Source organism: uncultured Bradyrhizobium sp., from assembly GCF_964252615.1.
Lineage (GTDB): Bacteria > Pseudomonadota > Alphaproteobacteria > Rhizobiales > Xanthobacteraceae > Bradyrhizobium.
In genome coordinates, this window is the sequence record NZ_CAXUNQ010000003.1 from 93,226 (window position 1) to 107,425 (window position 14,200).

At 60.5% G+C, this 14,200-nt stretch carries 7 protein-coding genes; 5 read left to right on the top strand and 2 right to left on the bottom strand.

The window, feature by feature from the left end; all coding sequences use genetic code 11:
* The first annotated feature begins 3 nt into the window (after window positions 1–3).
* From treS to treY, 4 genes are read left to right on the top strand one after another with little or no spacing between them, the layout of a single operon-like run.
* Window positions 4–3,312, top strand: a complete 3,309-nt coding sequence (treS, locus tag ACFE72_RS03035) for a maltose alpha-D-glucosyltransferase (protein ID WP_375411570.1) — start codon at window positions 4–6, stop codon at window positions 3,310–3,312.
* Complete coding sequence (gene glgB, locus ACFE72_RS03040) at window positions 3,309–5,453, top strand: 1,4-alpha-glucan branching protein GlgB (protein WP_375411571.1); 2,145 nt, start codon at window positions 3,309–3,311, stop codon at window positions 5,451–5,453. The genes treS and glgB overlap by 4 nt, the downstream gene beginning before the upstream one ends.
* A gap of 2 nt (window positions 5,454–5,455) precedes the next feature.
* A complete protein-coding gene (gene glgX, locus ACFE72_RS03045; RefSeq protein ID WP_375411572.1) occupies window positions 5,456–7,534 on the top strand; it encodes a glycogen debranching protein GlgX in 2,079 nt (692 codons plus the stop codon).
* 19 nt (window positions 7,535–7,553) lie between these two features.
* On the top strand, window positions 7,554–10,367 hold the full coding sequence (gene treY / locus ACFE72_RS03050) for a malto-oligosyltrehalose synthase (protein WP_375411676.1): 2,814 nt from the start codon (window positions 7,554–7,556) through the stop codon (window positions 10,365–10,367).
* A 184-nt stretch (window positions 10,368–10,551) separates the two neighbouring features.
* Here treY and ACFE72_RS03055 read toward each other — a convergent pair whose 3' ends face one another.
* Complete coding sequence (locus ACFE72_RS03055; protein WP_375411573.1) at window positions 10,552–10,863, bottom strand: polyhydroxyalkanoic acid system family protein; 312 nt, start codon at window positions 10,861–10,863, stop codon at window positions 10,552–10,554.
* A 162-nt stretch (window positions 10,864–11,025) separates the two neighbouring features.
* Between ACFE72_RS03055 and ACFE72_RS03060 the strand changes: the two genes are divergently transcribed.
* Window positions 11,026–11,190, top strand: a complete 165-nt coding sequence (locus ACFE72_RS03060) for a DUF3309 family protein (RefSeq protein ID WP_375411574.1) — start codon at window positions 11,026–11,028, stop codon at window positions 11,188–11,190.
* Between the two features lie 234 nt (window positions 11,191–11,424).
* On the opposite strand, the gene ligD is transcribed toward ACFE72_RS03060, so the two are convergent.
* Window positions 11,425–14,088: a DNA ligase D gene (gene ligD / locus ACFE72_RS03065; protein WP_375411575.1), complete on the bottom strand. Its 2,664-nt coding sequence runs from the start codon at window positions 14,086–14,088 to the stop codon at window positions 11,425–11,427.
* Window positions 14,089–14,200: the final 112 nt, after the last annotated feature.

Here is a 14,200-nt window from a genome sequence, read left to right on the forward strand (position 1 = left end):
GCCATGAACGTGATGCCATCGATTGATTCGAGCGAATTGCCCAATGCCCCCGTCGATGCCGACGACCTCTGGTACAAGGACGCGATTATCTATCAACTCCATGTCAAGGCGTTCGCCGACAGCAATAATGACGGTATCGGCGATTTCGCAGGCCTGACCGATAAACTTGACTATCTGCAAGAGCTCGGCGTCACGGCGCTGTGGCTGCTGCCGTTCTACCCGTCGCCCGGGCGCGACGACGGCTACGACATCGCCGACTACGGCGCGATCAATCCCGATTTCGGGACCATGAAGGATTTTCGCCGCTTCATCGTTGAAGCCAAACGGCGCGGCCTGCGGGTCATCACCGAGCTTGTCATCAACCACACGTCGGATCAGCACGACTGGTTCAAGCGGGCGCGGCGCAGCGATCCCAAATCCAGCGCGCGAAACTGGTATGTATGGAGCGATACCGACCAGAAATATCCGGGTACGCGGATCATCTTTACCGACACCGAGAAGTCGAACTGGACCTGGGACCCGGAAGCCGGCGCGTTTTACTGGCACCGCTTCTTTTCGCACCAGCCCGACCTTAATTTCGACAATCCGCGCGTGGTCAGCGCCGTCGTGCAGGTGATGAAGCGCTGGCTCGACACCGGTGTGGACGGCTTCAGGCTGGACGCCATCCCCTATCTGTGCGAGCGCGACGGCACCAACAACGAAAACCTGCCGGAAACCCACGCCGTCATCAAGAAAATCCGTCTCGAGCTTGATGCCTATGCGAAGGGCAAGGTACTGCTGGCCGAAGCCAATCAGTGGCCCGAGGATGTACAGGAGTATTTCGGCCAGAGCGACGAATGTCACATGGCCTATCACTTCCCGCTGATGCCGCGCATCTACATGGCGATCGCGCAGGAAGACCGTTTTCCGATCACCGATATCCTGCGTCAGACGCCGGATATTCCGAGCAATTGTCAATGGGCGCTGTTTCTGCGCAACCATGACGAGCTGACGCTGGAAATGGTGACCGATGTTGAGCGCGACTATTTGTGGTCGACTTACGCCAACGATCCCCGCGCGCGCATCAATGTCGGCATCCGCCGCCGGCTCGCGCCTCTGATGGACAACGACCGGCGCAAGATCGAGTTGATGAATTCCCTGCTGCTGTCGTTCCCGGGCACGCCGATCATCTATTACGGCGACGAAATCGGCATGGGCGACAACATCTATCTCGGCGACCGCAACGGCGTTCGCACGCCGATGCAATGGACCCCGGACCGCAACGGCGGGTTTTCCCGCGCCGACCCCGCGCGGCTGTACGCGCCGACCATCATGGACCCGGTCTATGGCTACGGGTCCGTCAATGTCGAGGCGCAGTCGCGCAGCCTGTCGTCATTGCTGAGCGCGACCAAGCGGCTGATCTCGGTGAGAAAGTCGACGCTGGCGTTCGGCCGCGGCACCATGACATTCATCCGTCCGGACAATCGTTCGGTGCTCTGTTATGTCAGACAGCATCAGGACGAAGTTATTCTTTGCGTCGCCAATCTGTCGCGGTCCGCGCAGGCGACCGAACTTGATCTGTCCGCCTGGAAAGATCGCGTTCCCCTGGAGATGCTGGGTCGCACAAACTTTCCAGCGATCGGCGAATTGCCTTACATGATCACGCTGGCGCCTTACGGTTTTTATTGGTTCCAGTTGCGCGAAAAGGAAGAGCGGAAGCACGTGGCGACTGCGGCTGTCCCCGAGTTCGAAACGCTGGTGATCCCGGTCGGCGCCACCTGGATGTCGCTCGCCCGAACCCGGAGCGTATTCGAACGCGATGTATTGCCGAGCTATCTGGCGCGAACCCGCTGGTATCCGGAAAGGTCAGCCAAGGAAATACAACCGGTGCTGACTTCCGCGATTCCCTTCTGCGATATCGGCGACAATCGCCCTTGGATCGTCTTTTTTGAGGCGACGCAACGCGGAGCGAAGACGCGTTACGTCCTGCCGATGCGGATCGAGTGGGTGCGCTTCGACCGTGAACGCTATAATCCGCGCGCGTTCGCGGCGGTGCGTCAGGGCGCCCGGGAAGGCACCTTGCTCGACGTCGCGACCGACCAGATCTTCATCGCGCTTTTGTTGCGGAATCTCCGCAACAGCCTGACCGTCGAAGACGAACAGGGTAACGGCACACGGCTGGAATTCAGGCCGACCGCAAAGCTGCCGGACCGGCCGATCAAACAGCCGGAGCACGTTCGAGCGGTCAGCACCGAACAGTCCAACAGCACCGCGCTGGTTGACAACGATTTTGTCATCAAGATCTATCGCAAGCTTGAACCGGGCATCAATCCCGAGATCGAGCTCGGACGTTTCCTGACCGAGGTCGTCGGCTTTGCCAATACGCCGGCGCTGTTGGGAAGCGTCGAGCTGGTCGAAGGGGACCAGACAAGCGCAGTGGCCATCGTTCATGCGATGGTTCAGAATCAAGGCGACGCCTGGACCGTGACCGCGGCCTATCTCGATCGCTTTGTCGACGAACAGCGGGTGCTCGGCAACGGCGATGGTTCCTCGGAGAGCGAAGAGCAGATTGCCTATCTGCGCTACATGTCGCAGACCGGCAGGCGCGTGGCGGAAATGCATATGGCCCTCGCCAGTCGCGATGAAGACGAAGCTTTCAAGCCGGATGCCGCCAACCCTGCAGACGTGAAACTGTGGATCGCGGATGTGATGACGCGCGCCGAGCGCCTGTTCGACGATTTGCAGCAACAACGCGAAACCATGAAAGACGCCGACCGGCACCTGATCGACGAGTTGCTGATGCACCGGTCGGCGCTCCGCGCTCACCTGGACATGCTCCTTCCCGAGACGATCGGGATCCTGAACATCCGCCATCACGGCGATTTCCATCTTGGACAGATGTTGATTGCCAAGGACGACATTTTCATCATCGATTTCGAAGGCGAGCCGCGCCGCACCATTGCCGAGCGCCGGCGCAAGGCGCCCGCCGCTCGCGACGTAGCAGGCTTGATTCGCTCGATCGACTATTCGGTGACTGCGGCGCTGGAGCGCGCCCTCAAGGTCGGGACTGATGAACATGGCAAGCTCGGTTTGGCGCTCGATGGCTGGCGCAATCTTGGCACGCGAACGTTTTTCGACGCCTATCGTGAAACCACGACCGACGCGCGATTGTGGCCCACCGATCCGGAAGCCGCAAACCGGCTGTTGAATTTCTTTCTGCTCGAAAAAGCGTTTTACGAAATCGAATACGAACTCGCGCACCGGCCGGACTGGCTGCGCGTGCCGCTTACGGGGGCGCTCCGTATCCTGTCACAGCAATTGGAAGCCTCATGACCAAACTGTCCTCGGAGGCCTACGCGATCGTGGAAGGCCGCCATTCAGATCCTTTTCATTATCTCGGCCTTCATAAGGAGGACGGCAAGACCGTGGTGCGCGCCTTCCTTCCGGAAGCCTCCGATGTCGATGCCATCGGCGAGCATGGCGAGACCGCGGCGTTGACCCGAATCCATGATGCCGGGCTGTTTGCCGGCGCGTTGCCGAACGGATCAAAACGCTATCAGTTGCGAGCGCGCTTCGGGGACAAGACGGTCGAGCTCGACGACCCCTATCGCTTTCCGCCGGTCTTGAGCGACTTCGACCTTTATCTGCTCGGCGAGGGTACCCAGCAGCGGCTGTACGACAAGCTCGGCGCGCATCCGATGACGCTGGACGGCGTTCCCGGCATCGCGTTCGTCGTGTTTGCACCGAACGCGCGGCGGGTCAGCGTGGTCGGCGACTTCAATTTCTGGGACGCTCGGCGTCATCCGATGCGGGTGCGCGGCAACGGCTATTGGGAACTGTTTGTGCCCCATGCCGCGCCCGGCGACCATTACAAGTTCGATATCATCGGGCCGCAAGGGCAGCTTCCGCTGAAAGCCGATCCGATGGCGTTTGCGGCGGAGGTGCGCCCGAACACCGCCTCGATCGTTCTTGACGAAACCAGGTTGCCGCATCCGCGGCCGGCGCCGGCGAACATCAATGCATTGAGTGCGCCGATGTCGATCTATGAAGTCCACCTGGGTTCGTGGCGGCGCAACGACAACAACGAGTGGCTGACCTATCGCGAGCTGGCCGAAGTGCTCCCTCGCTATGTCCGGGACCTCAACTTTACTCACGTCGAGTTTCTACCGGTCAACGAACATCCGTTCGATGGCTCGTGGGGCTATCAGCCGACCGGCATGTACGCGCCGACCAGCCGGTTCGGTTCGCCCGAGGACTTCTGCAGGCTGGTCGACGCCTGTCATCGCGAAGGCCTCGGCGTTCTGCTGGACTGGGTGCCCGGCCATTTTCCCGATGATCCGCACGGCCTCGGCAACTTCGACGGTACGGCACTGTACGAGCATGCCAATCCGCTGCAGGGCCGCCACCTCGACTGGGGCACGCTGATCTATAATTACGGCCGTACCGAAGTCGTGAATTTTCTGGTGTCCAACGCGCTGTTCTGGCTGGAGCGCTATGGCGTCGACGGGCTGCGCGTCGATGCGGTCGCCTCGATGCTTTATCTGGACTACAGCCGGCCCGCGGGCGGCTGGATTCCGAACAAATATGGCGGCCGTGAAAATCTCGAAGCCATCGACTTCCTGCGCCGCTTCAACACCGAGGTATATGCCAAATTTCCGCAGGCCACGACCGCAGCCGAGGAATCCACGGCATGGCCGCAGGTATCGCGCCCGGTCGAATATGGCGGGCTTGGATTCGGCTATAAATGGAACATGGGCTGGATGCACGATACGCTGAACTACGTCAGCAAGGATCCGATCCATCGCAAGCATCACCACGGCGACATACTGTTCGGCCTGCATTACGCTTTTTCGGAAAATTTCATTCTGCCGCTATCCCATGACGAGGTTGTTCACGGCAAGCGGTCGATCCTCGGCCGCATGCCCGGTGACGACTGGCAGCGCTTCGCCAATCTGCGTACCTACTATGCCTTCATGTTCGCCCATCCCGGCAAGAAATTGATGTTCATGGGCTGCGAATTCGGCCAGGAGCGCGAATGGAATCACGACCGGGCGCTGGACTGGCATCTGCTCGACCAGAAGAAATACGCCGGCATTCAATCGTTGATCCGCGATCTCAACGGACTGTATCGCACACTGCCGGCGCTGCATGAGCTGGACTGCGATCAGTCCGGCTTCGAATGGACTGTCACCGACGATGCCGGCCGCAATGTTTTCGCCTGGATACGCAAAGGAAATGACGCGCGCGCGCGATGCCTCGTCGTCGTCAATTTTTCGCCGAACGTATATCACGACTATCGCGTGCGGGTGCCGTTCGCCGGCAAGTGGCGCGAAATGCTCAATTCGGACTCCGCGCATTACGGCGGCAGCAATGTCGGGAACGTCGGTGAAGTCACGACCTTGGATGGTCTCGTGCCGGAACTCAAGCTGACCGTCCCGCCGCTGGCCGCCATATTTCTCGTACCCGAAGGCTGAGGATGCGATTGTCTGCTGGTACGTCCTCACGCCTCGGCGCAAGCTGGGACGGCCGGGGCACCAACTTTGCGTTGTTCTCCGCCAACGCGCAGAAGGTGGAGTTGTGCCTGTTCGACAATCAGGGCCGCCGCGAACTGGAACGCATCGAACTTCCGGAACGCACCGAGGATGTCTGGCACTGCTACCTCAATGACGTTTCGCCGGGGCAGCTCTACGGTTATCGCGTTCACGGCCCTTACGCGCCCGAGCATGGCCACCGATTCAATGCCCACAAGCTGTTGCTCGATCCCTATGCAAAGCGCTTGGCGGGCCGGCTGGTGTGGAGCGACGCTCATTTTGCCTATCGCACCGGAAGCCCGCGCGAGGATATGTCGTTCGATCGTCGCGACAATGCGCGCGGCATGCCGAAGGCGGTCGTCGTCGATGAAACTTTCAACTGGGGACGCCGCGAGATTGTCCGCCCCAACATCCCCTGGGAAGACACCATTATCTATGAAGCCCACGTCAAAGGCTTGACTCAGCAGCGCGAGGACGTGCCGCCGGGCCTGCGCGGCACCTATGGCGGTCTTTCATCGCCGGCGATGATCGATCACCTGAAACGGCTCGGGGTCACCACGATCGAGCTGCTGCCGGTCCATGGACTGGTCGACGACAGGACCCTGGTGGAAAAAAAGCTGTCGAATTACTGGGGCTACAACACCTTGTCGTTCTTCGCGCCGGAGCCGCGCTATGCCCAGGACAATCCGCTCGACGCGTTCCGGACCACGGTTGCGCGGCTGCACGACGCGGGTATCGAGGTGATGCTCGACGTCGTCTATAACCACACCGCCGAAGGCAACCACATGGGCCCGACGCTGTCGTTCCGCGGTATCGACAACGCCTCTTATTACTGGCTGATGAAGGACAATCCGCGCTTCTACGACGATTTCACCGGCTGCGGCAGTTCGGTCAATCTCACCCATCCCCGCGTGCTGCAGATGGTGATGGATTCGCTGCGCTACTGGGTCGAGGTCTGCCACGTCGATGGCTTCAGGTTCGATCTGGCCACCACGCTGGCGCGAGGGCCGGACGGTTTCGACCGCAACAGCGCATTCTTGATCGCCGTCCGCCAGGATCCCCTGCTTGCCTCCGTAAAACTGGTGGCGGAACCCTGGGATCTCGGCATGGGCGGCTACCAGGTCGGCGCGTTTCCATCGCAGTGGTCGGAATGGAACGACCGTTATCGCAGCGCGATGCGGCGCTACTGGAGCGGCGAAGGCAGCCTGATTGGCGAAGTGTCCAGTCGCATGACGGCCTCCTCCGATCTGTTCAACCGCAACGGCCGCAAGCCCCGCGCCGGGGTCAACCATATCACCGTTCATGATGGTTTCACGCTGGCCGATCTGTTCAGTTACAACGAGAAACACAACGAGGCCAACGCCGAGAATAACCGCGATGGCTCGACCGACAATCAGAGCAATAATTGCGGCCAGGAGGGTCCGAGCGAGGACGAGGCGATCGTGGCGCTGCGCCGTCGGCTCCGAAAAAACCAGTTCGCCTGCCTGCTGCTGGCGCAGGGCGTGCCGCTGATCCTGGCCGGTGACGAAGTCGGCAACACACAGCAGGGCAATAACAACGCATATTGCCAGGACAACGAAATCGGCTGGGTCGGCTGGGAAGGCCTTGATCGCGAAGGGAACGACTTCACCGACTTCATCGGTCACATGACCCGGTTGCGAAAGCGGTTTCCGCAAATCTGCTCGCAGCGCTGGCTCGACGGTCGGCGCACCGACGGATCGTACGGCGTATTGTGGCTGACGCCATCGGCGGACGAAATGAAGGAAGGCGACTGGAATTTTCCGGAAGGCCGGTTTCTGGCCTATGTGCTGGGCTCGGTTGAATACGGGCAGGCGCCTATATTCATCGTGCTGAACGCGGCGCCGGAAGCCATCGCATTCAAACTGCCGAAAATGCCTGAATACCGAAGTTGGGAGCAGATACTCAACACGGCCGAGCGGGAGCAGACCCCGACGAGCTTTGCCCCCGCCGCGGATACCGAGGCGCCTCCGCGTTCGGTGCTCGCTTTTGCCGGTTCGGCATGAGTAAGCAGGGATCGCAATGATGACACCCGCCATTCCAGTCGCCACCTATCGCGTGCAACTGACCGCGGATTTCGATTTCGACGACGCCGCGGCGATCGTTCCGTATCTAAAGACGCTCGGCATTACCCATCTCTACGCGTCGCCCTTCCTGAAGGCGCGGAAGGGCAGCACGCATGGCTACGATATTGTCGATCACACCGTTCTTAACCCCGAATTGGGCGGGGAAGCGGGTTTTGAGCGATTGAGTCAGGCATTGAAGCGGCATGATCTGGGATTGATCCTCGATTTCGTGCCGAATCACATGGGCGTGCATTTTGCCGACAACCCCTGGTGGCTTGATGTGCTGGAATGGGGACCCGCCTCGCCCCACGCCGTTTCGTTCGACATCGACTGGGATACACTGCCTTACCGTGCCCGCGACGGCGTGCTGTTGCCGATTATCGGCTCCTCCTACGGCGAGGCGCTGGAGAAAGGTGAAATCGAACTGCGCTACGATGCCGAGGAGGGAAGTTTTTCGGCATGGTATTTTGAACATCGCCTGCCGGTCGCACCGGAACGCTACGGCGAAATGCTGCGTACAATCGTGAAGGAGGCCGGAGTCGAAAGCGGGTCAGCGGGCAGGCAGTTGTTGGATCTCGCGGCACGCCATACAGGGCCGCGCGATCCCTCGCGGGATAACGCTCCTGTATTCAAGGCTGAATTGAAGAAGATCGCAGCAGGTACGGAGATCATTGCGCGCGGACTGGACGCCTACCGTGCCGGTCCCGGCCGCGCCTCGCAAACACTGGCGCTGCACCATCTGCTTGAGCGACAGCACTACAAGCTCGGCCAGTGGCGGCTCGCCTCCAGCGAGATCAACTACCGCCGCTTCTTCGATGTCAACACGCTGGCGGGTTTGCGCGTCGAGGACGCGGGAACTTTCGACGCTATCCACCGCCTGGTCAAGCAACTGATCGCGGACGACAAGCTGCAGGGGTTGCGGCTGGATCACATCGACGGCCTGCGTGACCCCGCGCAATATTTCCAGCGGCTGCGGCGCCTGATCCGCGACGCCAGAGGCGGCACCGAGCAATCGTTCTACATGGTGGTCGAAAAAATCCTCGGCGAGAACGAGCGGATGCATGGTTTCGCAGGCGTTCATGGCACCACCGGCTACGAATGGCTGAACGTCATCACGCACGCGCTGGTCGATGGCAAGGGTTTGGACGCGCTGGACGAAACTTGGCGTCAGGTCAGCAATACCTCGCCGAAGCTCGAACCTGTGCTGCTGCAGGCCAAACGCCGGGTTCTCGAGACGTTGCTGACCAGCGAATTTACCGTTCTGACGCGCCTGCTCACACGCATCGCCAGCGGACACTACTCGACCCGGGATTTTTCCGCCGACAGTCTACGGCAGGCACTTGAACTCTACGTGCTGCATTTCCCGGTATATCGCACCTATATCACTTCGGCGGGGCCGTCCGCCAACGACCGTGCGCTGATTTCGGAAACCATCGCCAAGGCACGGGCAAACTGGTTCGGCGCGGATGAAGGCATCTTCGATTTTCTTCGTGATACGCTGACGCTGGACCTGATCGCTTCGGGCCGCACGCCGCACAGCAAGCCGCGGGTTCGCCGCTTTGCGTTGAAGGTTCAGCAATTCACCGGACCGATGATGGCGAAGTCGTTGGAAGACACCGCCTTCTACCGCTACCACCGGCTGCTTGCCCTCAACGAGGTCGGCGGAGATCCGGCCGCCCAGGCACGGCCGAACGACGCTTTCCACGACCTGATGCGGACGCGCGCCAAGGCCTGGCCGCACGGCATGACCGCGACCGCCACCCATGATACCAAGCGCGGCGAGGATGCTCGCGCCCGGCTGCTGGCCCTTGCAGAGCTTTCCGGGGAATGGGCAAGCGCGGTCGGCCGATGGAAAATTCTCAACGCGCCGCATGTCATCGTCGAGGGCAGCATGCGCAGCCCCTCCGCGGCCTTCGAATATATGCTGTATCAGGCCCTGGTCGGCGCGTGGCCGCTGGAACAGCCTGACGATTCATTCCTGGCGCGGATGCAGGCCTATGCGCTGAAGGCCGCACGCGAGGGCAAGCAGGAAACCAGCTGGCTCAATCCGAATGCAGCCTATGAAACGGGGTTAGCAACGTTTCTGGAGCGGATTCTGGATCGAAGCCGTTCGGCTGAATTTCTCGATTCGCTGCGGTCGTTCACGCAACGGACATCGCTGCTCGGCGCGTTGAATTCCCTGAGCCAGATTACGCTGAAGGCGACCATGCCGGGGGTGCCTGACTTCTATCAGGGCACTGAATTCTGGGATTTTTCGCTGGTCGATCCCGACAATCGGCGGCCGGTCGATTTCGCGGCGCGCGCGTCGGCGCTTGCATCGGTCCGCTCACCGGATTGGGCAAACCTCGTGCAGCGCTGGAGCGATGGCTGGATCAAGCTCGCCTGGACCCGGCATCTGCTGAAGCTGCGGACCGAGCTGGCGGACGTCTTTGCCCATGGCGATTACCAGCCGCTGGAAGTTGTCGGGGCGCATCGCGACCACGTCATAGCCTTTGCACGGCGCCACGGCCGCCAGGCCGCTATTGTCGCCGTCGGAAAATCTTTCGCGCCGCTGTCGCAGGGCGGAAGGGTTTGGCCCGCTGAAGGCAGCTATGATGGCGCGGTCATGGTGAAGGGATACACGGTCGAAGGCATCAATGGGGAGAAGGGCGCGGTTAAACTGCCACTTTCCGAAATTTTCAGGCATTTGCCCGTAGCAGTCTTGAAAGCGGGTTTTGAAGGGACACCTGGGGCGCAACGCCGGACCCGCAAGAAAATAGCCGGCTCCAAATGAAAGGCCGCCCGGGATCAATCGAAGGCCGGGCGGCCTAGCGGATGTCGTGCCGACTCAGAGGTATCGGTTCCCTCCCCCCGCAATACGATCTTCTCCGAAAATTGGTTAATATCAACCTAACGCGCCGATATTTGCGGTGCATTGCCATGAAATGGTCCCGACTGTTGCAGAGGTGCACCGCGCTTCAGTCGCGTTTGGTCAGCAGCAGACGGCCCCGATTCTGGATGGCGGCCTGAGCTGTCTCCGCAAATCGCTGCAATAGCCAAGGCAATTTGACTTCCACCCGGACGTGATCGTCTTCAACTTCCACATGACCGGCCGCCGCTTGGCCCAGCGCGCGAACACGAAACACCATGCGGTCGCCGCTCCATGTCTCCTCGTCGACCTTCAGCATCGGCAAGCTCGAGGCTGCGCGGGTCAGCCCGGCTTGCAGGCGGCGGCGAGCTTCCTCGCGGCCGAGGCGATGCGGAATGGAGATAACAAGAGGTGCGGGCATTACCAATCCTTCAAATGCATAAGTGCATGTAATTACAGATTTTCCTGAAAAAAGGGCAGTCCGCTACCCGTCTGCGGGGAATGGAACTTTATGAGTTCCGGTGTGTTTTCACCGCTGACGGCAGAGCAGTAGGTGCCGGCTGCCGAGCTGAGGAGATATTACATGTCAATCGGAACTATCATCCTGATCATTCTCGTCATCGCGCTGCTCGGCGGCTTTAGCGGCATCGGCGGCGGACCGTTCTACGGCACCGGCTATTACGGCGGTGGCGGCCTCGGCCTCATCATCGTCATTCTGTTGATCCTGTTGCTGCTCGGCAAACTTTAATCAGGCGCGCTCAGGCCGGTGGTCCGGTATTTAGACCATTTTGCGATCTAGCGTCAGCGTTTCGACATTCTGGATCGCCCGGTCAAGCCCCACTGGATGCACCATCTCATCGGCATTGCCGGGCTTGACCCGGCAATTCATCGTTTAAAAGGCCTTCTAAAGGTGATGGATACGCGGCTCATCCCGCGTAGGGCGAGATGCGTGAATTCAGTAGGGTCAAGCCGGGCAAGACAGTCAGGACGCGGCGAGCTTCTTGATAGCCGGCCTGATCGCGGCCGCAGCACCGTCATACCCCTCCCACGCCTTGGTTTTTGCCAGCAGCCCCGGCACGGTGCGTATGGTATAGCGCCTCGGATCAAGATCATTGCGGACCTGTGCCCATGTCAGCGGCATGGAAACCGTTGCACCGTCGCGCGCGCGCGGCGACAATAATGCCACCGCCGTCGACATCCGGTCGTTGCGCAGATAATCCAGAAAGATTTTTCCCTTGCGCAGCTTCTTGGCCATGTTGAGCAAATAACGCTCCGGGTCGTCGTTCGCCATCCATTGGCAAACCCCTTGAGCGAACGCCTTGGCCTCTTTCCAATCGACCTTGTCCTTGGCGCCATACAACAGAGGCGTCACGACGTGCAGTCCCTTGCCGCCGGTGGTCTTGCAGAAGCTTTCGAGGCCGAGGCTGGTCAGCCTTTCGCGCATTTCCTTGGCGGCTGCAATCACCTCTCCAAAGCCGACGTCCGGCGCAGGATCGAGATCGAATACCAGCCGACCGGGAATATCTGGCTGGTCCGGCGCGCAATTCCACGGATGCAGTTCAAGTCCGCCGATTTGCGCAACAGCAGCGAGGCCCTCGATGCGATCGATCTGCAGATAGGGCTTGCGGTCGCCGGACACCTTGACCAGTTCCAGCAAATTCGATGTACCCATCATTGCATGGCGCTGAAAGAACGTCTCGCCCTTGATACCATCGGGCGCGCGCACGATCGAGCACGGCCGTCCCTTGATATGATGGATAACCCAACCACCGACAGCTTCGAAATATCGCGCGAGATCCAGTTTGGTCACCGGCTCGCCACCGCCGCCGTCAGGCCACAGCGGCTTGGCAGGCTTGGAAATGACTACGCCCATTACTTCCGCGGATCTGCCGGCGGGCTTTTTGGCAAGCGCCTTACGTGCAGCGGACCGTCCGGGGGCGGGCTTCGCGATCTCCGTCACGACCGGCTTCTCCGCCGTTACTTCCCGGGCCGGCTTGTCCTCACGTAGTCCCTTGAACGACGCTTGGCGCACGTTTCCGTCACCGGTCCAGCCAGCGAACTCAATCTCCGCGACAAGCTCCGGCTTCAGCCAATGCACGTCGCGGGTTTTCCTGGGCGCGTTCTTGCCGCCGAATGGACTGGTATTCGATGCCGCCGCCTTTAACGCAGGCATCAGCCGCTTGACTTTGTCCTGCCCGAAGCCGGTGCCGACCATTCCGACATGAGCCAGATGATCGCCGCGGTACACGCCCGCCATCAGCGAGCGGAATTTTCCGTTCGTGGTTTTCCAACCGCCGAGAACCACTTCGTGGCCAGCGCGGCATTTGGTCTTGGTCCAGTTCTCGGAACGTCCGGATTGATAGGGCGCGCCAAGCTTTTTTGAAATGATTCCTTCCAGCGACATCTTGCAGGCCGTCTGCCACACCGCCTCGCCGCCCGCCTCAACGTGATCGAGGTAGCGAATCAAGCTGTCCTTGCGCGGGGTCAGGTCGCCGAGCATGTCCTTTAACCGATGTTTCCGCTCCGACAATGGCGCGGGGCGAAGATCAAATTCGTCTGCGAACAGCAGATCGAAGGCGAAGAAGACCAGCTTGCCGGTCTTACCGTCGGAAAGTGCTGCCTGCAGCGCGGCAAAATCCGGCTCGCCCGTTGCGTCGAGGGCGACAACCTCGCCGTCGATCAGCGCATCCGGCAGCGACCCCGCCTGTTTTGCTATGGCGGCGAATTTTTCCGTCCAGTCCAGCCCCTTGCGGGTCTTTAGCGTAGCTCTGCCGTCTTCAATGCGGAGCTGAAGACGGTAGCCGTCCAGTTTGATCTCATGACCCCAACCTTCGGTTTGCGGCGGCTTTTCGACGGATACACAAAGTTGAGGGGCAATAAAGCTCGGTATGGCCGTGACCTTCTTTGCCTTGGACGACGCTCGATTTCCATTTGCTTTTGTTTCGGAGGGCTCGGGCGCCTCGCGTTCGGCCCGTGCCTCGGCCGCCATTCCCCGGTTCGAATTCCATACCGCATCCGCCTTGGCGCGGCCGGCCTTCGCCGTCATGAAAGGCTTTGGCGCCTTGCCCTTTCCGGCCGCGATCTCGTTCATTGCGCGGCCCGATGCGACCGATTGGTCCTGTTCGAGAATGATGTCGCCCTTGTTCTCCCGCGAATAATCGTCGCGATGCTTGATCAACAGCCAGTTGGTACGCTTGCCGCCGCTGCGGTCGTGCCGCATCCGGACCAGCACCCAACCGCCATGAAGCTTTTCGCCGTCGAGGGTGAATTTGAGATCGCCCTTCTTGAATCCTTTTTCAGGATCGTCGGCCTCCCAATAGCCGCGGTCCCATAGTTGTACCGTACCGCCGCCATACTGGCCCTTCGGAATGGTGCCTTCGAAATCGCCGTAATCGAGCGGGTGGTCTTCCACCTCCACCGCGAGACGCTTGTCGTGCGGATCCAGCGAGGGCCCGCGGGTCACCGCCCAGGATTTGAAAACGCCATCGAACTCCAGCCGCAGGTCGTAATGCAGCCGGGTGGCGTCGTGCTTCTGGATCACGAACCGCCGCCGCTTCGACGGCGCCACGGCGGTCTTGCCGCTCGGCTCCGCCGTCTTTTCGAAATCGCGCTTCTTTCGGTAAACGTCGAGATGCTTGTCGGTCACGGAAAATCCTAACCCGGCAATGAGCGTTGAAGCCGGAAGCGGGGACCAGACTCTAGGCCCCGGAACCAAAACCCTCAATCACCGTTGAAGTTCCCGAATGCGTTTTACCGAA